Raw genomic sequence first — 20,748 nt, 5'->3', positions numbered from 1 at the left:
GTCTGGGACCGTGACGGAACCACTGGTGTCCAGGATGCGTGCCTTTGGCACGACCATCTTCGCGGAGATGAGCGCGCTCGCCGCGCAGACCGGCTCGATCAACCTCGGCCAGGGGTTCCCCGACACCGACGGCCCGGCCGGCATGCTCGACCGGGCGGTCCAGGCCATCGGCTCGGGCGCCAACCAGTACCCGCCGGGGCCGGGCGTGCCCGAGCTGCGCCGCGCGGTCGCCGAGCACCGGGCCGACCACTACCGGCTCGACTACGACCCGGCCCGCGAGGTCCTGGTCACGGTGGGGGCCACGGAGGCGATCGCGGCGAGCGTGCTGGCGCTCTGCGAGCCCGGCGACGAGGTCATCGCCTTCGAGCCCTACTACGACTCCTACGCCGCGTCCATCGCCCTCGCCCAGGCCCGCCTGGTGCCCGTCACGCTGCGGCCGGTCGAGGGCCGCTTCACCTTCGACCCCGACGAGCTGCGCGCCGCCGTCACGCCGCGCACCCGCGCCGTCCTGGTCAACTCGCCGCACAACCCGACCGGCACCGTCTTCACCCGTGAGGAGCTGGAGGTCGTCGCAGAGCTCTGCCGCGAGCGCGACCTGATCGCGATCACCGACGAGGTCTACGAGCACCTGACCTTCGACGGGGTCGCGCACGTCCCGATGGCGACGCTGCCCGGGATGCGCGAGCGGACGGTGATGATCTCCTCCGCCGGGAAGACGTTCTCGGTCACCGGGTGGAAGACCGGCTGGGTGTGCGCGCCCGCGCCGCTGGTCACGGCGGTGCAGACGGTCAAGCAGTTCCTCACGTTCACGGCGGGCGCGCCGTGGCAGCTCGCGGTGGCCCACGGGCTGCGGCACGAGCTGGAGTGGGTGTCGGCGCTGCGTTCCGGGCTCCAGGACAAGCGCGACCGGCTGATGGAGGGGCTGGCGGCGGCCGGGTTCGAGGTGCTGCGGCCGGCCGGCACCTACTTCGTGCAGACCGACATCAGGCCGCTCGGCTTCACCGACGGGCTGGAGCTGACGCGGCGGCTGCCCGAGCTGGCCGGGGTGGTCGCCATCCCGACCCAGGTCTTCTACGACCGCCCCGAGCGCGGCCGCCACTACGTCCGCTTCGCCTTCTGCAAGAAGGACGAGGTCATCGACGAGGCGGCGGCCCGGCTCAAGCGCCTGTCGGCCTGAGCGGTCAGGCCGCGCCCTCGTCGAGCGGCGTCAGGGTGGCGGTGGCCGCCTCGTGCTCCATGCCGGTGGCCTCCAGCAGGTCGACCACGACGGACCGGAGCTGGGCGATGATCACGTGCGCGGAGAACCCGAGGTGCTCGGGCCGCTCGCGGGCCGCCACGGCGAGCAGCGCCTGCCTGGCCAGCGTCGGCTCCCGGCCCGCGCCGAGTTCGAGCTGGAGCAGCAGGGCCGCCTCCGACACCTCGCGCATGGCCTCGGCCAGCGCGGCCGGGGGCGGGCTGGCCTCGCCGAGCGAGGCGAGCGTCCGCCTGCACAGCACCCGGACGTTGCGCATCGCCAGGTCCACCGGGAGCACGGCGGCCTCGTAGCGGGCCAGGCGGGCGCGCCGGTGCCAGTGCATCGGCGAGATCGTGGTGATCTCCTTGCTCGTCTCCAGCGCCTTCTCCAGCTCCTCCACCAGCGCCTGGGTGCCGCGCGCCGCCTCCAGGGCGTCGGCGGCGAGGTCCACGTCCCGCTTCTCGATGGCCTCGGCGGCGCGCTCCAGCGCGGTGGACAGCGCGTCCAGCACGTCGGACAGGTGCTTGCCCGCGATGGTGAACGGGCTCGCGGGCATCAGCGCGACCGCCGCGATGCCGATGACGCCGCCGGTCAGCGCGTCGGCCATGCGGTCCAGGCCGCCGGCCCCCTCGACGGGGACGAGCGTGGCCACCAGCACCGCCGACGAGCCGGCCTGCGCCACGAACAGCGCCCCGCCGTCCAGCAGCACCGCGATGGCCATGGCGAGGGCGACCACGAGCGCGATCTGCCAGGGCCCCGACCCGATCCAGGCCACCAGCAGGTCGCCCACCCCGACCCCGAGGCTCACCCCGACGATCAGCTCCGCCACCCGGCGCAGCCGCTGCCCGAGGCCGACGCCGACGCAGATGAGCACGGAGATGGGGGCGAAGAACGGCCTCGGGTGGCCGAGCAGCCGGACGGCCACGATCCAGGCCAGCGCCGCGCCGACCGCGCACTGCGCGATGGACGGCCACGTGAGGGCGAACGTGCCCAGCCGATCCTTGACATGCTCGGTGAGCCTCGTACGCACCCTTCCACCATGGCGGATCTTTATGACGTTCGGATCACTTTTCGCCCGTTCTAGCCCATTTGTGCGTCCGGCGTCCACCGGGTTGCGGCGGCCGTCGTACGGCGCGCGTTGACATGGCGCGCGCCCTTCATGGGCAGACATTGCCCATGAAGGCCGGTGGCGGGCTCGGCTAGCGTCGCCAGGGGTGCAGAGAAAGGGTGGTCGCATGCCGGAACCCATCGAGGTCCGCAAGGTGCCGATCGAGAGCGTGACCGACGCCTCCGGGCTGTCGAGGCTCATCGCCGAGGGCGTGATCGAGGCCGAACGGGTGCTCGCCGTCGTCGGCAAGACCGAGGGCAACGGCGGCGTCAACGACTACACCCGCATCCTGGCCGACCGCGCCTTCCGTGAGGTGCTGGCCCGGCACGGGCATCCGGCGCCGGAGAACGTCCCCCTGGTGTGGTCGGGCGGCACCGACGGCGTTCTCAGCCCGCACGCGACCGTCTTCGCCACCACCCCGGCCGAGCGCGCCCCCGTCACCGACGAGCCGCGCCTGTCGGTCGGCGTCGCGATGAGCGAGGTCATCCTGCCCGAGGACATCGGCCGCCCCGCCATGGTGGAGAAGGTCGCCGCCGGGGTGCGCGAGGCCATGAAGATCGCCGGCATCGACGACCCGCGCGACGTCCACTACGTCCAGACCAAGACGCCCCTGCTCACCCTGGCCACCATCACCGACGCCCGCAGCCGCGGCAAGGACACCGCCATCGAGGAGACCGGCCCCTCCATGGACCTGTCCAACTCGACCACGGCGCTCGGCATCGCGGTGGCGCTCGGCGAGATCGACATGCCGCGCGCCGAGCAGATCCACAAGGACCTGTCGCTCTACTCGTCCGTGGCCTCGTGCTCGTCCGGCGTCGAGCTGGACCGGGCGCAGATCGTGCTGGTCGGCAACGTACGCGGCATCGGCGGGCGCTACCGCATCGGCCACAGCGTCATGAAGGACGCCCTCGACGCCGACGGCATCTGGGCCGCCATCCGCGACTCCGGCCTGCCGCTGCCCGAGCGCCCGCATCCGTCGGACCTCGGCGGGCGGCTGGTCAACGTCTTCATGAAGTGCGAGGCCGACCCGTCAGGACGGGTACGCGGCCGGCGCAACATCATGCTGGACGACTCCGACGTGCACTGGCACCGGCAGATCAAGGCGGCCGTGGGCGGGGTGGCGGCGTCGGTGACCGGCGATCCCGCCGTGTTCGTGTCGGTGGCGGCCGTCCACCAGGGCCCGTCGGGCGGCGGCCCGGTCGCCGCCATCGCCGACCTGGGAGGGTAGCCTGCGTTCTTCTACCTATGTAGAGTACGAGCTATGAAGAGCGACGCACCCCGGATGACCCTGCCGACCCAGGCCGTCCTGCGCGCCCTGCTCGCCGACCCCACCCGCGAACGGTACGGGCTGGAGCTGTGCGACCTCGCCGGGCTGCCCGGCGGCACCGTCTACCCGATCCTGGCCAGGCTGGAGCGGCTCGGCTGGGTGGAGAGCCGCTGGGAGGACCCCGGCGCCCACGAGGAGGCGGGCCGCCCCCGCCGCCGCTACTACCGCATCACCCCCGGCGGGGCCGAGCGCGGCCGGGACGCCGTCGCCCGCGCCTACCGCTCCCGCCGCCAGCCGCTCCCGGCCTGGCTGCCGCACCCGGGAGGCGCCTCGTGAACCGCGGCGACCCCCTCCGCCCCCTGCTGCGGGCCGTAGGCGAGGGGCCGGGCGCCGACGGGCTGGACGGCGAGCGGCTGCGCCTGGTCCGCCGCGCCTACGAGGTCGCCGCCCACTGGCACGACGGGCAGCGGCGTCACAGCGGCGACCCCTACGTCACGCATCCGCTCGCCGTCGCCGTGATCCTCGCCGAGCAGGGCGTGCGCGACCACGAGGTCCTGTGCGCGGCCCTGCTGCACGACGTGCTCGACGACACGGCGTGCCCCGAGGCGGAGCTGGCCGAGTTCGGCGGCACCGTCCTGGGGCTGCTGCGCGGGCTCCGCGCGCTCGGCGACCCCCGCCGCGCCCCGGAGGACCGGCGCGACTCCGCCGACGCGCGCGTCCTCGCGCTCAAGCTCGCCGACCGGCTGCACAACCTGCGCACCGCCCGCTTCCTCCCCGAGGCCAAGCGGCGCCGCAAGGCGGCGGAGACCCTGGAGCTGTACGTGCCCGCCGCGGGCAGGGCGGGCCTGGAGCGGGTGGGGGAGGAGCTGCGGCGGCTGGCCACCGCCCACCTGCCGGGGAACGGGCCGTACCGGATCGTCAGGGCGGGCGCGGTGCTGCTCCCGCCGCACGCCCGCGCCCGCTACCTGGAGGAGTGGCTGGCGGAGCTGCACGCCATCCCCACCCGGCGGGAGCGCAGGCGTTTCGCCGCCGGGCTGCTGCTCGGCATGCCCGCCATGGCCGCGGCCCTCGGCCGATGGGACGTCGCCGGGTGGGCCCGGGAGCTGCGGGGCAGGATCGGGACCGGACCGGGGCGCGGGTAGTCTCGGCGCTGTGCCGAGCATTCCGCAGCCCCTCGTCCCTGACGACGACGGCGGCGCCCCGCCCGCCGTCGCCGCCGCCCTCGCCGCCCACCGGGACGGCACGGGCGACGTCGCCGCCGTGCTCAACGCCCTCGCCGGGGCACGGCTGCTGGTGCCCGTGGTGGCGCTGCTGACCCGCTCCGAGGTGGGCGAGCACGGGCTGCGGCAGGAGAAGGAGAGCGAGATGGCCCTGCCCAAGCTCGTCGGGCAGGACGGCCGGCACGCGGTCCCCGCCTTCACCGGCACCGACGCGCTCACCAGGTGGCGGCCGGACGCCCGCCCCATCCAGAGCACCACGCTCCAGGTCTGCCGGGCCGCGGCCCAGGAGGGCGCGGCGGCGGTCGTGATCGACGTGGCCGGGCCGGTGCCGTTCGTGATCGAGGGCGCGGTGCTGGAGGCCCTGGCGGCCGTCGAGGCCGGCACCGCCGCCCAGCTCGACCGCGCCACCGTCGCCCGCGTCGAGCCCGCCCCCAGACGCCGCTGGTTCTCCCGCCGCTGACCACCCCGCCCCGGGTTCCGCCGCCTGCCGATCGGGACCGGTGTGGGCGAACGGGGCGCCGGGCGGCGCGCCGCGCACTAGGGTCGGCTCGTGGTCGCACTCATGGCGCTGGCCGGCCTGGTCTGCGGACACCGCATCAGGGCGCTGGCCGACGCCTACGAACGCCTCCACACGACCCGCGCCCCCGGCCCCGCCCCAGGACCGGCCGTCGAACTGCTGACCGCCGCCGTGGCGGCGCTGGCCGCCTGGCGCATGGGCCTGCCGTACGTGCCGTTCGCGGTGATCGGGGTCGCGCTGGCCGTGATCGACCGGCGCACCACGATCCTGCCCGACGCGATCACGCTCCCCGCCTACCCGATCACCGCCCTGGCGCTCTGGCCCACGGGGGAGCTGCCGCGCGCGCTGGCCGGAGCGGCGGCGCTGACGGCACTCTACGGGCTGCTCTGGTTCGCCCGCCCGGAGGCGATGGGGCTCGGCGACGTCAAGCTGGCCGGCCTCATCGGCCTCCACGCCGCCGCGGCCGGCTGGCCCGCGTGGGTCGTCGCGGCCTTCGCCGGGCAGGCGCTCGGCGCGCTCTACGCCCTCGCGCTGCTCGCCACGCGGCGCGGCACCAGGCACACGCAGTTCCCGTTCGGGCCGTTCATGCTGATGGGCGCGTTCACCGTGCTGTGTCTCGACTGACGAACGTGGGACAGTCCACTCGACGGCACGTGGAAGACTTGTACGCATGTTGCGCTGGTTGACCGCCGGAGAGTCCCACGGGCCCGAACTCGTCGCCGTCATGGAGGGCCTGCCGGCCGGGGTCGAGGTGACCACGGCCGCCATCGACGAGGCCCTGCGCCGCCGCAGGCTCGGCTACGGCCGCGGCGCGCGGATGAAGTTCGAGGAGGACAAGGTCACCATCGTGGGCGGCGTCCGCCACGGCCGCACGATGGGCAGCCCGGTCGCCATCCGCGTGGGCAACACCGAGTGGCCCAAGTGGGAGAAGATCATGGCGGCCGACCCGGTCGACCCGGCGGAGCTGGAGGGCCTGGCCCGCAACGCGCCCCGGTCCCGCCCGCGCCCCGGCCACGCCGACCTGGCCGGCATGCAGAAATACGGCTTCGACGACGCCCGCCCCGTGCTCGACCGGGCCAGCGCCCGCGAGACGGCGGCCAGGGTCGCGCTCGGCGAGGTCGCCCGCCGCTTCCTCAAGCAGGCGCTCGGCGTCGACATCGTCAGCCACGTGACCTCCATCGGCGGCGCCGAGAGCCCGTCGGACACCCTGCCGGGCCCCGGCGACCTGGCCCGCGTCGACGCCGACCCGGTGCGCTGCCACGACCCCGAGGGCAGCGCCGCCATGGTCGCGGTCATCGACCAGGCGCACAAGGACGGCGACACGCTCGGCGGCGTCGTCGAGGTCCTCGCCTACAACCTGCCGCCCGGCCTCGGCAGCTACACCCACTGGGACCGCCGGCTCGACTCCCGGCTGGCCGGCGCGCTCATGGGCATCCAGGCGATCAAGGGCGTGGCGGTCGGCGACGGCTTCGAGACCGCCAAGCGGCCCGGCTCCCGCGCCCACGACGAGATCGCCTACACCACCGACGACGGCGTCCGCCGTCTCACCAACCGCGCGGGCGGCGTCGAGGGCGGCATGACCAACGGCGAGATCCTGCGCGTCAGCGCGGCCATGAAGCCGATCTCCACGGTTCCGCGGGCCCTCGCCACGATCGACGTCAAGACCGGCGAGGCGGCCAAGGCCCACCACGAGCGCTCCGACGTCTGCGCCGTCCCGGCGGCCGGCGTCGTGGCCGAGGCCATGGTCGCGCTGGTCCTGGCCGACGCGGCCCTGGAGAAGTTCGGCGGCGACTCCGTCGAGGAGGTCGCGCGCAACCTGTCCGGCTACCTCTCTTCGATGGTGATCAAATGACGGCCAAGGCAGTGCTGATAGGGCCTCCCGGCTCCGGTAAGACCACGCTCGGGCGCCTGCTCGCCGAGCGGCTCGGCGTCGGCTTCCGCGACACCGACGCCGACGTCGAGGCGGTGGCGGGCAAGCCCGTCTCCGACATCTTCGTCGAGGACGGCGAGGAACACTTCCGCGAGCTGGAGCACGAGGCCGTACGCCGGGCTCTGGCCGAGCACGACGGCGTCCTGTCCCTGGGCGGCGGCGCCGTGCTGCACCCCGAGACCCAGGCCATGCTGGCCGGCCACCACGTGGTCTACCTCCAGGTGGGGCTGGCCGACGCCGTCCAGCGGGTCGGCCTCGCCTCCGCCCGGCCGCTGCTGGTGCTCAACCCGCGCAGCCGGCTCAAGAAGCTCATGGAGGAGCGGCGGCCGGTCTACGAGCGGCTCGCCGCGGTGACCGTCACGACCGACCAGCGCGAGCCCGCCGAGATCGCCGACGAGATCATGAAGGGGCTGCCGGCATGAGCGCCGCGACGAGGATCACCGTACGCGGTGACAGCCCCTACGACGTGGTCGTCGGCACCGGCGTGCTGGCCGAGCTGCCCACCCTGTTCAGGCCCGGCGTCTCCACCGTCGCCGTCATCCACCCGGAGACCCTGCCGGAGATCTCCCGCCCGGTGTGCGAGGCGATCGCGGCGGCCGGGCACGAGGTCGTCGCCCTGCCGGTGCCCGACGGCGAGCGGGCCAAGACCGTCGAGGTGGCCGCCCGCCTCTGGTCCGAGTTCGGCCGGCACGGCGTGACCCGCTCCGACGCCGTCGTCGGCGTGGGCGGCGGCGCCACCACCGACCTCGCCGGCTTCGTGGCGGGCACGTGGCTGCGCGGCGTGCAGGTCGTGCTCGTGCCCACGACGCTGCTGGCCATGGTCGACGCCGCCGTCGGCGGCAAGAACGGCATCGACACGCCCGAGGGGAAGAACCTCGTGGGCACGTTCCTGCCGCCCGCGGGCGTGCTGTGCGAGCTGTCGACCCTCGGCGGCATGCCGCGCGACGACTACCGGGCCGGGCTCGCCGAGGTCATCAAGGGCGGCTTCATCGCCGACCCCGAGATCCTGCGCCTGATCGAGGCCGACCCCGAGGGCGCGACCCGGCCGGACGGCCCGCACACCCGCGAGCTCATCGAGCGCAAGATCCGGGTCAAGGCCGACGTCGTGGGCGCCGACCTGCGCGAGGCGGGCCTGCGCGAGATCCTCAACTACGGCCACACGCTGGCCCACGCGATCGAGCGCGACGAGCACTACCGCATCCGCCACGGCGAGGCCGTCGCCATCGGCATGGTCTACGCCGCCGAGCTGTCCAGGCTCGCCGGGCGGGCCGACCTCGTGGCGCGCACCCGGGCCGTCCTCACCTCCGTCGGGCTGCCCGTCTCCTACCGGGCCGACGCCTGGCCGCGGCTGCGCGACCACATGCGGCTCGACAAGAAGAACCGCGGCGCCAGGCAGCGGTTCGTGGTCCTCGACGGCCTCGCCGAGCCCGGCCGGCTCGAAGGCCCGCCGGAAGAGCTGCTCGAAGCGGCCTACAAGGAGATCTCGGCATGATCCTCGTGCTCAACGGGCCCAACCTGGGCCGGCTCGGCACCCGCGAGCCCGACGTCTACGGCTCCGACACCTTCGAGGACGTCGCCGCGCTCTGCCGCGACACCGGCAGGAAACTGGGCGAGCACGTCGAGGTCCGCCAGACCGACGACGAGGCCGAGCTGATCGGCTGGCTGCACGAGGCCGCCGACGGCCGCATCCCGGTCGTGCTCAACCCGGCCGCGTTCACCCACTACTCCTACGCGGTGCGCGACGCCATCGCCCAGCGCACGGCCCCGCTCGTCGAGGTCCACCTCACCAATCCCGCGGCCAGGGAAGAGTTTCGGCACACCTCCGTCGTCGCCGGGGTGGCGACGGGCACCATCGCCGGCTTCGGACTACAGTCGTACGTCCTTGCGCTGCACGCTATCGCGGAGATGGACACCACCTCATGAGGCACTACAAGTCCTTCGTCGCGCTCGGCGACAGTTTCACCGAAGGACTGAACGACCCGGGCCCCCACGGTCACTACCGTGGCTGGGCCGACCGGGTCGCCGAGCGGCTGGCCGCCGACGACCCCTCCTTCCGCTACGCCAACCTCGCGGTCCGCGGCAAGCTGCTCGACCAGGTCATCGCCGAGCAGGTGCCCGTGGCCGTCGGGATGGCGCCCGACCTGGTCAGCTTCTGCGCCGGCGGCAACGACCTGCTCCGGCCGGGCTGCGACCCCGACGTGATGGCGAAGAAGCTCGCCCACGCGGTGCGCGACCTGCGGGCGGGCGGGGCCGACGTGCTGCTGTTCACCGGCGTCGACCCGCGCGACACGCCGCTCATGCGCCGGCTTCGGGGCCGTTTCGCGATCTTCTACCTGCATCTGCGCTCGATCGCCGACCTCTACGGGTGCCGGCTGGTCGACCAGTGGTCCATGCAGGGGCTGCGCGACTGGCGGGCGTGGAGCGCCGACCGGCTGCACATGAACGAGGACGGGCACCGGCTGGTCGCCGCCCGGGTCCTCGACGTGCTGGGCGTGCCGTTCGACGACTGGCGCAAGGACTGGCCCGAGCGGTCGGTCGACCCGCGCGCCCGGCGGCGCGAGGACGCGCAGTGGATCCGCGAGCATCTGGTGCCGTGGATGAGCCGCCGCCTGCGGGGCGTCTCCTCGGGCGACGGCCTGTCCCCGAAGCGCCCCGAACTCACCCCCTGGGGCTGACCCTCCGCCTCACGCCGTGGCCGGGTCGGCGGCTTCGGCGGACTCGGCGGCGAGGCGCTTCAGGGCGGCGCGGGGGATCGCCGGGTCGGTGGTGCGCCAGAACGGCGGCAGCGAGTTCAGCAGGAAGCCGCTGTAGCGGGCCGTCACCAGGCGGGGGTCGAGGACCGCGATGACGCCCTTGTCGTGCTGGGAGCGCAGCAGCCGCCCCGCGCCCTGGGCCAGCAGCAGCGCGGCGTGGTTGGCGGCCACCGCCATGAAGCCGTTGCCGCCCCGCGCGGCCACGTGCCGCTGCCGGGCGGAGGTCAGCGGGTCGTCGGGGCGCGGGAACGGCACCCGGTCGATGATGACCAGCCGCAGCGACGGCCCCGGCACGTCGACCCCCTGCCACAGCGACAGCGTGCCGAACAGGCACGTGGGCTCGTCCTCGGCGAACTGCCTGACCAGCAGCATCGTCGAGTCGTCGCCCTGGCACAGCAGCGGCACGTCGAGCCGGTCGCGCAGCGCCTCGGTCGCGGCCTTGGCCGCACGCATCGAGGAGAACAGGCCGAGCGTGCGCCCTCCGGCCGCCTCGATCAGCTCGGTGATCTCGTCGAGGTACTGCTGCGGCAGGCCGTCGCGGCCGGGCTGGGGGAGGTGCTTGGCGACGTAGAGGATGCCGGACCTGGGGTGGTCGAAGGGGGAGCCGACGTCGATGCCCTGCCACTCGCCGGGCCCGCTGAGCCCCCACTGCGCGGCCAGCGCGTCGAACGTGCCGCCCAGCGCGAGCGTGGCGGAGGTGAGGACCACCGTGCGCTCGCCGAACAGCTTGTCGCGCAGCATGCCGCTGACGGTCAGCGGGGCGACGCGCAGCGCGGGCGGCCGGCGGTCGGTGCCCGCGTCGAGCCAGACCACCTCGGCGCGGTCGGCCTCGGAGGCGTGCCCGTAGGCGTCCAGCATGCGCACCGCCGTGTCGTGCACCTCGTCGAGGGCGGTGAACGCGGCCTTGCGCTGGCCCGCCTTGTCGGGGTCGTCCTTGTCGGCGTTGCGCGGGCCGAGCGCCGTGACGCAGCGCCACGCGGTGTCGCGGATGAGCTGGAGGGTCAGCCCCAGCACCTGCGGCAGCTCGTCGACGCGCCCCGGAGGGGCGGCGGCGAGCAGCGCCTTGAGGTCCTCGCCGGCCTCCTGGAGCTGGTCGGCGACCGACTGCTCGATGAGCCGGCCGACGCGCCGCACGGCCAGCGACACGGTCAGCTCCGACAGCTCGCCGGTGACGACGGAGGTGACCCGGTCGACCAGCTCGTGCGCCTCGTCGACGACCACGACCTTGTGCTCGGGCAGCACCGGCAGCTCGCCCATGGCGTCGATGGCGAGCAGCGCGTGGTTGGTGACCACGACGTCGACCTCGCCGGCCCGCTGCCGGGCCAGCTCGGCGAAGCACTCGGCCCCGCTGGGGCAGCGGTTGGCGCCCAGGCACTCCTGGGCGCTGACGGAGAACTGCCGCCACGCCTGCTCGCTCACGCCCGGCACCAGCTCGTCGCGGTCGCCGGTCTCGGTCTCCTCGGCCCACTCCTGGATGCGCTGCACCATGCGGCCGGTGGCGCTCACCTCGCGCGGGTCGAAGAGCTGGTCCTGCTCGTCGTCCTCGGGCCAGCCGGCGGTCGCCTTGTAGCGGCACAGGTAGTTGCGCCGGCCCTTGAGTATGGCGAACGTCGGCTCGTGCGGCAGCTCCTTGCCGAGCGCCTCGGCGAGGCGGGGCAGGTCGCGGTCGACGAGCTGGCGCTGCAGCGCGATCGTGGCCGTGGAGACGACCACGGGCTTGTCGCTGTCCATGGCGTGGCGGATCGACGGGACGAGGTAGGCCAGCGACTTTCCGGTGCCCGTGCCGGCCTGCACGGCCAGGTGCTCGTCGGCGTCGATGGCCTGCTGCACGGCGCGGACCATGGTGACCTGGCCCTGCCGCTCGCTCCCTCCGACGGCGTTGACGGCGATGCTGAGCAGTTCGTCGACTGACGGGAGATGGGAGTCCGGCACGGCAGTAAACGCTACCCGCATTTGCCGGGTCGCCGCGCCGAACGCGGCGTGATCGGCCAGACGCATCCCGGCATTCCCGAACACGTGCGGCGGCGGGCGTGGCACACTGGGCGATCGGGACGCCGGCTCGTCGGACACGGACTCAGAGTGGTTGACGAGAGGGGCCTGGGGTGTGTATGGGAAGGCCGGTTCAGTAGGGTTTTCCGGGGTTGAGTGGACGCATAAAGGCTGGTTAATACAGTATGTCTGCCATGTCGGAAGTTGTCCCGTTGCCGTCGTTCGGCGAAGTCTTCTTCGATGCACGAGGTCAGGAGCGCTGCCTCCGGGTCACGTGGCACGAGGGCACCTTGGTGCTCAGCCTGTGGCGTGGGGAGATGTGCACAGCGAGCTTCCGCATGCCGATGGAGGACGTCGGCCGGCTGCTCGACACCCTTGACGAGGGCTTCGCCGAGGCCACGGGCGAGCAGCCCGCCGTCCCCGCGCACGACCCGGGCACCGAGGTCATGCCGGGCACCGGCCAGTACCAACGCCCGGCGCCGCCCGTCCACCAGCAGCAGCCGCCGCTCGACGAGCGGCCGGTCGCGCTGTCCCCGAACGACGTCCTCGTGGCCCGGGGCCCCGCGCCCCAGGACAAACTCGTGGCCGGGTTCGGCGAGACGACGGGATCGAGGGAGCAGACCCCCGCCTACGGCGAGCGGGCGCCCTTCACCGGTCCTCAGTACGTCGAGAGCACCGGCCCGCAGCCCCGCTACACCGGCGACCCCTACAGCGGTCCCCAGTACACCGGCGACCCGGCGAGCGGCCCCCACTACTCCGGCGACCCCGCCAGCGGCCCCCAGTACACCGGCGACTCGTTCAGCGGGCCGCAGTACACCTCCGACCGGCCGTCGTACCAGCCGCAGCAGCAGCCCGACCGCTTCACCGGCCCCCAGTACGCCGAGCCCCAATACGCCGAGAACGAGCCGCTCTACCAGATGCCCGGCACCGACCGGCGCCGCCAGGCGCCGCTCAGCACCGACCCCCTCGGCTTCCCCTCCCAGGCCGCCGGCACGTACGCGGGGAGCGGGCAGCAGGCCCAGCCCTACCCCGTGGACCCGTACGCGGCCGACTCCTACGGGCCGGACTCCTACGGCCGCCGGGACTCCTACGCCCAGCAGCCGGCCCAGCAGCAGCCCGCGCAGCAGCAGAGCCAGGGCGGCTCCGCCGGGGCCGGGCTCGGCACGCCCATGCACGGCATCCCCGGCGCCGGCCGCCGCCGCACCGCCCCCCAGCAGCCGGCCGCCGACTACGGCGCCGACTACCGTGACGACTACGGCGCGTACCAGCAGCCGCAGCAGCAGCCCAACCCGGTGGACCCGCTGCTCGCGCTCGGCCGCCAGGAGCAGTACACCCAGCAGCCCGACCCCGGCATGACCCGCCCGTACGTCGGGGACCCCATGTTCTCCACGGGCGAGCGCCTGCGCCCCGACCAGCCCGACTACCACGAGCGGAGCGACCGCAGGGACTGGTGAGCGCCCGGCCGCGCCCGCGCGGCCGGGTACGCTCTCGTCGGCGAGCCTGATCGGCCGACGGGGGGAGGCGCGCCCGATGAGTCCCATCCTGGGCCTGCAACTGCTGCTGGTGGCGGGCGGCGCGATCGCCGTCGCCGCGGTCGCCAGGCGCAAGGGCTGGCCCGCGCCCCTGCTGCTGGTGGCGGCCGGGCTGCTGGCGTCCCCGCTGGTGCCCGCCGTGCCGCTCGACCCGGAGCTGGTCCTCTACGTCTTCCTGCCGCCGCTGCTCTACTCCGCCGCCCTCGACAGCTCCTACCTGCGCCTGCGCGACGCCAGGCGGGCGGTGGGGCTGCTGTCGATCGGGCTGGTGCTGTTCACCGCGGCCGTGGTGGGCTTCGTCGTGCACCTGCTGCTGCCCGGCCTGCCGCTGCCGCTGGCGTTCGCGCTGGGCGCCATCATCGCGCCGCCCGACGCGGTGGCCGCCGTGGCGGTCGGTCGGCGGCTCGGGCTGCCGCGCCGCACGCTGACCCTGCTCATCGGCGAGAGCCTGTTCAACGACGCCACCGCGCTGACGGCCTACCGGGTGGCGATCGGCGCGTTCCTGGGCGGCACGGTCGAGCTGCTGCACAGCGTCGGCGCGTTCGTGCTGGCGGCGGCCGGCGGCGTGGCGATCGGGCTGGGGCTGGCCCTGGTGTTCGCCTGGCTGTTCACGCTGACCCGCGACTCGCTGGTCGAGAACACGCTCACGCTGCTCATCCCGTTCGCCGCCTATCTCGCGGCGGAGTCGGTGCACGCCTCCGGCGTGATCGCGGTGGTCATCGTCGGCCTCCACCTCGGCTCCCGCATGCACCTGCGCGGGTTCGGCACGCGGCTGGTGTCCGACGCGGTGTGGAAGGTCACCGCCTTCTTCCTTGAGACGATCGTGTTCGCGCTGATCGGGTTGCAGCTCGTCACCGTGATCCGCGGCATCTCGGGCTACGGCCCGTGGGAGGTGGCGGGCTACGCCGCCGCGGTGCTCGCCGCGACCATCCTGACCAGGTTCGTGTGGGTGTTCGCGGCCTCGTTCCTGCTCAAGGTGGTGCGGAGGGGCGGTCCGCAGGCGCCCGGCAGGCAGCAGAGCGTCCTGCTGGGCTGGGCGGGCATGCGCGGCGTGGTGTCGCTGGCGGCGGCCTTCGCCATCCCGCCCGAGGTGCCGCCGCGCGAGCGGGCGATGCTGCTGTTCCTGACGTTCACCACCGTCATCGGCACGCTGCTCATCCAGGGCACCACGTTCCCCGCGCTGATCAGGCGGCTCGGCGTGTCCAGCGAACAGGAGCGCTACGAGGACCGGCTGGCCGAGGCGGCGGCCCAGCAGGCGGCGCTGGAGGCGGGTCTCGCCGAGCTCGACCGGCTGGTGGCCGAGCAGGGGCACGAGCCCGACGAGATCCAGAAGCAGGTCATCGACCAGCTCAGGGAGAAGTCGTGGCGGCGCTCGCTCACCGCCTGGGAGCGGCTGGGCGGCGGCACCGGGCCGGGCGGCTCGGAGACGCCGAGCGCGCTCTACCGGCGGCTGCGCCGCGCCATGCTGCAGGCCGAGCGCCAGGTGTTCGTCCGGCTGCGCGACGAGCGGCGCCTCGACGACGAGGTGCTGCGTGAGGTGATGGCCCAGCTCGACTTCGAGGAGGCCATCCTGGAGCGCTGAGGCCGCAGGGCCTCAGCCCATCTGGTCGTCCAGGTAGCACCAGCGCCAGTTCTCGCCCCGCTCGAACGACTGCACCACCGGATGCCTGGTGTCGTGGAAGTGGGCGGTGGCGTGCTTGCCCGGCGAGGAGTCGCAGCAGCCGATGTGGCCGCACTCCAGGCAGCGCCGCAGATGCACCCACCGGCCGCCCGCCGCCAGGCACTCCTCGCAGCCTTCTGGGGTGCGCGCCGCCGGGTCGCCGGACTGGGAAAGATGCTCGCACATAGCCATGTGAATCATCCTAGTACGCGGCGCCAAGAGCGATCTTCAGGGCGTTTCCCCTGGTCATCGCCCTTGTGGCCGATCTTCCGCAGGCGTCTCCTCCGGCTCGGGACCGGCGTCGTCATCGGGGCGGCAGTGGGCGGCGCAGCCTTCGAAGCGGGCCCGGTCGATCGGGGTGAAGGACGTCGGGGGGACGTTCTTCAACGCCCCGATCATCGTCGCCTTCCAGATCGGCCCGGGGAGGCTGGCCCCCGCGACGACCCCGTAGGAGCGCCCGCCGATCGTCACTCCCACCAGCTTGTGCCGCTGCGAGCCCCGCGGGTCCCCGATGCTCACCGCCGCCGCCAGGTCGGGCGTGAAGCCGGCGAACCAGGCGGCCGCGTAGCCGTCGGTGGTGCCGGTCTTGCCGGCCGCGTCCCGGCCGATGCCGCCGACGCCGCGCATCGTGCCCTCGGTGAACACGCCGGACAGCACGTCGGCCGTGGCGTCCGCGATCGCCGGTTCGAGGGCTTCGCGGCACTTCGGGCGATAGCGGGTGGTCTTGCCGTTCCGGTCGGTGATGGCGGTGATGGCCATCGGCGCGCAGTACGTGCCGCGGGCCGCGATCGCCGCGTACGCGGTGGCCACGGTGACCGGGTCCATCTCGTTGATGCCGAGCGTGAACGTCTCGTACTCCTGGAGCGGGCGTCCGTCCGCCCGGCGGATGCCGAGCGACTTGGCCGTGGTCACCGTCTCGCAGAGGCCGGCCCGGCGCTCCAGCTCCATGAAGAACGTGTTCACCGACCCCCACGTGCCCGTCCTGAGGGTCTTCCAGCCGGGGGAGCCCTCGTCGTTGGTGACCGTGTGGGTCGGGTCGCCGATGTTCTTGCCCGCGCAGTTCTTGAACGTCGCGTACGACGGCGCGCGGTAGCCCGCGCCCACGGTGAACCCGTCGTCCACCTTCATGCCCTGCTTCAGCGCGCTGATCAGGGTGAACGTCTTGAACGTCGAGCCCGCCTGGAAACCGGTCCCGCCGCCGTGCGCCGCGTCGGCGACCACGTTGTAGGAGATCTCGTGGCGGGCCGCGCGGTTGCCGTACGGGCGGCTGGCCGCCATCGCCTCGATCGCCCCGGTGCCCGGCCGGACCAGGGCCTCGGCGGCCACCGGGTGGTCGGAGGCGTGGACGTACGCGCGGATCGCCCGCTCGGCGGCCGCCTGCTTGACCGGGTCGAGGGTCGTCCTGATGGTGAGGCCGCCGCGGTTCAGGGTGGCGAGGCGGGCCTTGGCGGTCCGGCCGAAGTCGGGATTGTTGAGGATCTCCTGCCGTACGTACAAGCAGAAATAAGGATATTTGCTGGCTTCGCAGCCTCCGGGAAGCTTCGTGCCCTTGTAGCCGAGCTTGGTGCGCTTGGCCCGGTCGGCCGCCGCCTGCGTGATCTTCCCCAGCTCCGCCATCCGGTCGAGGACCACGTTGCGCCGCTTCAGCAGGCGGGCGCGGTGCCCGGCGCCCAGGTTGGGGTCGGTCGCGTTCGGGTCCTGGACGGCGCCGGCCAGCGTGGCGGCCTGCGGCAGCGTCAGCCGGGCGGCGTGGACGCCGAAGAAGCGCCTGGCCGCCGCCTCGACGCCGTACGCACCGGCGCCGAAGTACGCGATGTTCAGATATTTCTCCAGGATCTGGTCCTTGGTGTATTTCTTCTCGACGCCCATCGCGTACCGCAGCTCGTTCAGCTTGCGCGCGTAACTGGCCTCCAGGGCGGCCTCACGCTCGGCGTCCGTGCCGGCGGAGTTGAGCAGCACCTGCTTGACGTACTGCTGGGTGATGCTCGAACCGCCCTGCGCGACCTTGCCCGCCGCCAGGTTCGTGGCGAGCGCGCGCAGCGTGCCCTCGACGTCGATGGCGCCGTGCTCGTAGAAGCGGTAGTCCTCGATCGCCACGATGGCCGTCTTCATGACCTCCGCGATGGCGTCGAACCCGACCACCTCGCGGTACTCCTCGTAGAAGCGCGCGATCTCGCGGCCCTTCGCGTCCCGCACGATCGTGACCTCGGCGGGCGGCGGCTCGACCAGGTCGACCGGTTTGAGGTCCACCTCGTCGGCCGCCGCCACCAGCCCGAACCCGGCCCCGCCCACGGCCGGGACGGTGATCCCGGCCACGAGCACGCCCGCCGCGGCCCCCGCGGCGGCCAGGCGCACGATCTTCGTCCCCCGGCCCGCCATCAGAGCTTGCCGAGTCCGCGGGCGAGCACGGTCGCGGTCTTCGCGAGCACCTTGTCGTCCACCGAGGGCGTCGACCGGGTGGTGTAGACGGCCATGATGATCGGCGCGGACCCCTTGTCCGGCCAGATGACGGCGATGTCGTTGGCCCCGCCGATCTCGGCGTTGGTGCCGGTCTTGTCGCCGATCGTCCAGCTCTTGGGCAGGCCGGCGCGGATGCGCGCGTCGCCGGTCTGGTTGGCGCGCAGCCAGCCGTTGAGCCGTCGCCGGTCCTGGGCGTTCAGCGCGTCGCCCCAGGTGAGCAGGCGCAGGTCGCGGGAGATGGCGGCGGGCGTGGTGGTGTCCCGCCGCTCCTTGGCGGTCCAGTCGTTGAGCTCGGTCTCCCACCGGTCGAGCCGCGAGACCGGGTCCTTCAGCGACCGGAAGTAGCGGGTGAGGCCGGCCGGGCCGCCGACCTGCTTGAGCACCATGTTGCCCGCGGTGTTGTCGCTGAGGGTGATGGTCGCCTCGCAGAGCTGGGCGACGGTCAGGCCGTCCTCGACGTGCTTCTCCGTCGTCGGCGAGTGGGGCTTGAGGTCGGCCTTCGTCCACTTGACGACCTTGTCCATCAGTCCGGGCGAGGTCGTGCTGGCCTTGTGCAGCGCCGCCGCGCAGACGGGCGCCTTGAACGTGGACAGCAGCGGGAACCGCTCGCCGGAGCGGTAGCCGACCGTCCGTCCGGTGGCGGTGTCGATCGCGTACGCCCCGATCCGTCCCTTGTAGGACTTCTCCAGCGCCCGCAGTTCCTTCGTCACCTGAGCCTGCCCGCCCTTGACCTGCGAGACGGCGGCCTCCGTCGTCGAGGCCGTGGCCGTCCCCGTCCCCACGGCGCTCCCGGCGAGGAACGTGGCCGCGAGGGCGGCGGCGAGGCGGCTGGCGGAGGTGTGTCGCATGTGACCGGTCCCAACTGTCGTCCGTCAGAGGGCAGCAGCACACCAGACCGGATCACGTGATGTCTAATAGCGATATCGCCAATCAGCCGATATCTCAACCGATATCGCTGCTGGTCGGAGGCATGGTCGATCGCGGGAACCGCGCGCGGGCAAGGGCTTGGGTAGGGTCGGGTCATGCGACTCCACAAGAGCCGGTTGCTGTCCCTCGCGGGCCTCTCCGCCGTCGCCTTCGCCCTCGCGGGGTGCGGCGAGGTCAACCAGACCATCGACAAGGCCCAGGCGTGCCTGGAGGCGCCCAAGATCGTCGCGGATCTGGGCGCGCAGATCACCAAGCTCACCGACGACCCCCAGGCCATGGACAAGGCGCTCGACGACGCCGCGGCCAAGCTCAACGACGTGGCAGGCAAGGCCGCCAACACCACGCTCAAGGAGGCGTCCGACAACCTGGCCGACACGCTCAGCGGCATCTCGGTCCAGGACGTCAATGACGCCGTCGACGCGGCCCAGAAGGTGGGCAAGGAGACGGTCGCCTATCTGGAGACGGTCCGGCAGGCCTGCGCCAACTGAGCTGACCGGCAATCCCGCCTTCTCTAGGGGAAAAGTGGACGAACTATCGTTTTTCCCATGGAACCCGACCCGCGTTTCACCTTGGCCAACGAACGGACCTTCCTCACCTGGCTGAGCACGGCGCTGGCGCTCAGCGCGGGCGGGGTGGCCATGGCGGCGCTGCCTTCCGACGTCTTCGTGCCGTGGATCCGCACGACGCTGGCCGTCGTGCTCGTCGCGCTCTCGGCGCTGGCCGCGGGCATGGCCTATCCCCGCTGGCGCCACATCCAGCGCGCCCTGCGCGCGCAGGCGCCGCTGCCGCCGCCCGCGCTCGCCGCCGTGTTCGGCTACGGCGTGGCGCTGGTGGCGGTCATCGCGCTCGTCCTCGTCATCCTCGCGGCCTGACGGGCGCGGGCGATGGGAGCGGCCCCGGAGGAGGAGGTCTGGGACAGCGGCCTGCAGAGCGAGCGGACCCGGCTGGCCTGGGTGCGCACGGCGGTGCTGCTGGCCACCGGAGGGCTCGGCGCGGCCGGGCTGGCGCTGCGCCACGACCTGCCGGTCCCCGCGGGGGTGGTGTTCGCGATGGCCTCGTTCTGCGGCGGTCTGCTGCTCATCAGGACGCGCGCCCGCTACCGCCGGGTGCAGGCGGCGCTGCACGGCGGCCGGCCTCTCGACCACGGCGCGGACGTGCTGGTCGCCTGGCTCGGCACGCTCTGCGTGGTCACGGGGGCGATCGTCTTCGTCTGGTCGCAGGCGCTCTGACCTGCGCGGAAGCGGCGCACCGGTTTGCGTGACGCGGCGCCCAGGGCGGAGACTCGAGGGAGGGGGTGATTTCGGTGGAGGAAGAACGCAGAATCGTGCCCTTCGAGTGCCGCCGCTGCTGGCACGTGTGGGAGGAGGAATACCTCGTCCGGCACATCGAGGACGCTCACGGCAACGAGGCGACGCTCTGGCTGCTCGACGGGGTCGCGGTCCCGCCGCCCGCGCCGGGGGCGAGGTGCCCGAGGTGCGGCTGCGAGCAGGCGACCACGTTTCCCGAGGGCTATCTCCTGCACCATCCTGAGCTGATCCCGCGGGAGGACGCGGGGAAGCCCGACGCGACGCCGCTGCTGAGCCCGGTCCCGAAGCCGCTCTACTAGGGCAAAACCTGACAGTTGGTGAGCTTTCCCTGACGTCGGGTGTCACAAGACCGCCTTGCCGGTCCGGAGTGACCGGGCGGACACTGAGGGCGAACGGCGATCCGCGGCCGGGGGTGATCTTCGTGCCCGAGGGGTTCGAGACCCGAGTGTCATGGCCTTTCGAGTGCCTGCGCTGCCTGCACGTGTGGGAGGAGGAATATCTCCTCCGCACCTTCACGGACGCGCGCGGCAACGAGCGGCAGATCTGGCTGAGCTCCGGCGTGGCGGTGCAGCCGCCCTGGTCGGGGCCGTGCTGCCCCGGCTGCGGCGCCTACCGCGTCACCTCGTTCCCGTCCGGCTACCTGAGCCGCCACCCCGAGCTGGTGGCGGCGCAGGACCCGGACCCCGGCCCCGTACGGGTGCCGGGGGTCACGCCGCCGGACCGGGTGCCCGCCGTGGAGCGGGTCACCCTGCCCGGCCGGCTGCTGGTGGCGATCGGGGCGCCGATCGCGTTGTTCGTCGGCTACGAGCTCTGGGCCGCGATCGTGGCGCCCGTGCACCACTGA

Annotated in this window: 23 protein-coding genes; 18 read left to right on the top strand and 5 right to left on the bottom strand. The window is 73.3% G+C overall.

All coding sequences use genetic code 11. The features are described 5' to 3' along the window. The first annotated feature begins 10 nt into the window (after positions 1 to 10). Entirely contained in the window at positions 11 to 1,177 is a 1,167-nt protein-coding gene (locus Nocox_RS29580) for a pyridoxal phosphate-dependent aminotransferase (RefSeq protein ID WP_211212513.1), read from the top strand. 4 nt (positions 1,178 to 1,181) lie between these two features. On the opposite strand, the gene Nocox_RS29575 is transcribed toward Nocox_RS29580, so the two are convergent. Beyond that, complete coding sequence (locus tag Nocox_RS29575; protein WP_020540692.1) at positions 1,182 to 2,264, bottom strand: FUSC family protein; 1,083 nt, start codon at positions 2,262 to 2,264, stop codon at positions 1,182 to 1,184. Positions 2,265 to 2,469: 205 nt separating this feature from the next. Here Nocox_RS29575 and bar point away from each other — a divergent pair, with 205 nt between their 5' ends. The 10 genes from bar (at position 2,470) to Nocox_RS29525 (ending at position 9,951) form a co-directional block, all read left to right on the top strand. Beyond that, on the top strand, positions 2,470 to 3,570 hold the full coding sequence (gene bar, locus Nocox_RS29570; protein WP_020540691.1) for a barbiturase: 1,101 nt from the start codon (positions 2,470 to 2,472) through the stop codon (positions 3,568 to 3,570). Positions 3,571 to 3,603: 33 nt separating this feature from the next. Then, a complete protein-coding gene (locus Nocox_RS29565) occupies positions 3,604 to 3,945 on the top strand; it encodes a PadR family transcriptional regulator (RefSeq protein WP_211212512.1) in 342 nt (113 codons plus the stop codon). Beyond that, the gene (locus tag Nocox_RS29560; protein WP_020540689.1) at positions 3,942 to 4,751 is read left to right on the top strand and encodes an HD domain-containing protein; all 810 of its coding nucleotides are present in this window, start codon (positions 3,942 to 3,944) and stop codon (positions 4,749 to 4,751) included. The genes Nocox_RS29565 and Nocox_RS29560 overlap by 4 nt, the downstream gene beginning before the upstream one ends. A gap of 10 nt (positions 4,752 to 4,761) precedes the next feature. Further along, positions 4,762 to 5,289: an SseB family protein gene (locus tag Nocox_RS29555; RefSeq protein ID WP_020540688.1), complete on the top strand. Its 528-nt coding sequence runs from the start codon at positions 4,762 to 4,764 to the stop codon at positions 5,287 to 5,289. Positions 5,290 to 5,379: 90 nt separating this feature from the next. Then, on the top strand, positions 5,380 to 5,970 hold the full coding sequence (locus tag Nocox_RS29550; RefSeq protein WP_157382775.1) for a prepilin peptidase: 591 nt from the start codon (positions 5,380 to 5,382) through the stop codon (positions 5,968 to 5,970). 46 nt (positions 5,971 to 6,016) lie between these two features. Then, the gene (gene aroC, locus Nocox_RS29545; protein ID WP_026213824.1) at positions 6,017 to 7,198 is read left to right on the top strand and encodes a chorismate synthase; all 1,182 of its coding nucleotides are present in this window, start codon (positions 6,017 to 6,019) and stop codon (positions 7,196 to 7,198) included. After that, on the top strand, positions 7,195 to 7,698 hold the full coding sequence (locus Nocox_RS29540; protein WP_026213823.1) for a shikimate kinase: 504 nt from the start codon (positions 7,195 to 7,197) through the stop codon (positions 7,696 to 7,698). Before aroC ends, Nocox_RS29540 begins: the two co-directional genes overlap by 4 nt. Beyond that, positions 7,695 to 8,768, top strand: coding sequence for a 3-dehydroquinate synthase (gene aroB, locus Nocox_RS29535; RefSeq protein WP_020540684.1), 1,074 nt, complete (start codon positions 7,695 to 7,697; stop codon positions 8,766 to 8,768). The genes Nocox_RS29540 and aroB overlap by 4 nt, the downstream gene beginning before the upstream one ends. Further along, complete coding sequence (aroQ, locus tag Nocox_RS29530) at positions 8,765 to 9,199, top strand: type II 3-dehydroquinate dehydratase (RefSeq protein ID WP_020540683.1); 435 nt, start codon at positions 8,765 to 8,767, stop codon at positions 9,197 to 9,199. Before aroB ends, aroQ begins: the two co-directional genes overlap by 4 nt. Beyond that, complete coding sequence (locus Nocox_RS29525; RefSeq protein WP_020540682.1) at positions 9,196 to 9,951, top strand: SGNH/GDSL hydrolase family protein; 756 nt, start codon at positions 9,196 to 9,198, stop codon at positions 9,949 to 9,951. Before aroQ ends, Nocox_RS29525 begins: the two co-directional genes overlap by 4 nt. A 9-nt stretch (positions 9,952 to 9,960) precedes the next feature. Here the strand turns inward: Nocox_RS29525 and Nocox_RS29520 are convergent, their stop codons facing one another. Beyond that, positions 9,961 to 11,982 (bottom strand): ATP-dependent DNA helicase, encoded by a 2,022-nt coding sequence (locus tag Nocox_RS29520; RefSeq protein WP_026213821.1) that lies wholly within the window; start codon positions 11,980 to 11,982, stop codon positions 9,961 to 9,963. Between the two features lie 230 nt (positions 11,983 to 12,212). Between Nocox_RS29520 and Nocox_RS29515 the strand changes: the two genes are divergently transcribed. After that, positions 12,213 to 13,472 (top strand): hypothetical protein, encoded by a 1,260-nt coding sequence (locus Nocox_RS29515; protein WP_157382774.1) that lies wholly within the window; start codon positions 12,213 to 12,215, stop codon positions 13,470 to 13,472. A gap of 76 nt (positions 13,473 to 13,548) precedes the next feature. Continuing rightward, entirely contained in the window at positions 13,549 to 15,132 is a 1,584-nt protein-coding gene (locus tag Nocox_RS29510; RefSeq protein WP_020540680.1) for a Na+/H+ antiporter, read from the top strand. A gap of 12 nt (positions 15,133 to 15,144) precedes the next feature. Here Nocox_RS29510 and Nocox_RS29505 read toward each other — a convergent pair whose 3' ends face one another. Genes Nocox_RS29505 through bla form a run of 3 tightly spaced genes read right to left on the bottom strand, consistent with a single transcriptional unit; the run spans position 15,145 to position 18,518 of the window. Beyond that, a complete protein-coding gene (locus tag Nocox_RS29505; RefSeq protein ID WP_026213819.1) occupies positions 15,145 to 15,402 on the bottom strand; it encodes a UBP-type zinc finger domain-containing protein in 258 nt (85 codons plus the stop codon). A gap of 54 nt (positions 15,403 to 15,456) precedes the next feature. After that, the gene (locus tag Nocox_RS29500; protein ID WP_020540678.1) at positions 15,457 to 17,589 is read right to left on the bottom strand and encodes a transglycosylase domain-containing protein; all 2,133 of its coding nucleotides are present in this window, start codon (positions 17,587 to 17,589) and stop codon (positions 15,457 to 15,459) included. Next, positions 17,589 to 18,518 carry a class A beta-lactamase gene (bla, locus tag Nocox_RS29495; protein ID WP_020540677.1) on the bottom strand — a complete coding sequence of 310 codons (930 nt, stop codon included), beginning with the start codon at positions 18,516 to 18,518 and terminating at the stop codon, positions 17,589 to 17,591. Before bla ends, Nocox_RS29500 begins: the two co-directional genes overlap by 1 nt. Before the next feature lie 174 nt (positions 18,519 to 18,692). On the opposite strand from bla, the gene Nocox_RS29490 reads away from it, so the two are divergent. The 5 genes from Nocox_RS29490 (at position 18,693) to Nocox_RS29470 (ending at position 20,748) form a co-directional block, all read left to right on the top strand. Continuing rightward, on the top strand, positions 18,693 to 19,085 hold the full coding sequence (locus Nocox_RS29490) for a hypothetical protein (RefSeq protein WP_063711588.1): 393 nt from the start codon (positions 18,693 to 18,695) through the stop codon (positions 19,083 to 19,085). A gap of 57 nt (positions 19,086 to 19,142) precedes the next feature. Next, entirely contained in the window at positions 19,143 to 19,469 is a 327-nt protein-coding gene (locus Nocox_RS29485; RefSeq protein ID WP_020540675.1) for a YidH family protein, read from the top strand. 12 nt (positions 19,470 to 19,481) lie between these two features. Further along, positions 19,482 to 19,826, top strand: coding sequence for a DUF202 domain-containing protein (locus tag Nocox_RS29480; protein WP_020540674.1), 345 nt, complete (start codon positions 19,482 to 19,484; stop codon positions 19,824 to 19,826). A 74-nt stretch (positions 19,827 to 19,900) separates the two neighbouring features. Beyond that, the gene (locus tag Nocox_RS29475; protein ID WP_157382773.1) at positions 19,901 to 20,203 is read left to right on the top strand and encodes a hypothetical protein; all 303 of its coding nucleotides are present in this window, start codon (positions 19,901 to 19,903) and stop codon (positions 20,201 to 20,203) included. Between the two features lie 146 nt (positions 20,204 to 20,349). Further along, positions 20,350 to 20,748, top strand: a complete 399-nt coding sequence (locus tag Nocox_RS29470) for a hypothetical protein (RefSeq protein ID WP_157382772.1) — start codon at positions 20,350 to 20,352, stop codon at positions 20,746 to 20,748.

The sequence above is a fragment of the Nonomuraea coxensis DSM 45129 genome, from assembly GCF_019397265.1.
Classification (GTDB): domain Bacteria; phylum Actinomycetota; class Actinomycetes; order Streptosporangiales; family Streptosporangiaceae; genus Nonomuraea; species Nonomuraea coxensis.
The sequence above is the reverse complement of the archived record's forward strand: the minus strand, read 5'-3'. Positions and strand labels throughout refer to the sequence as shown.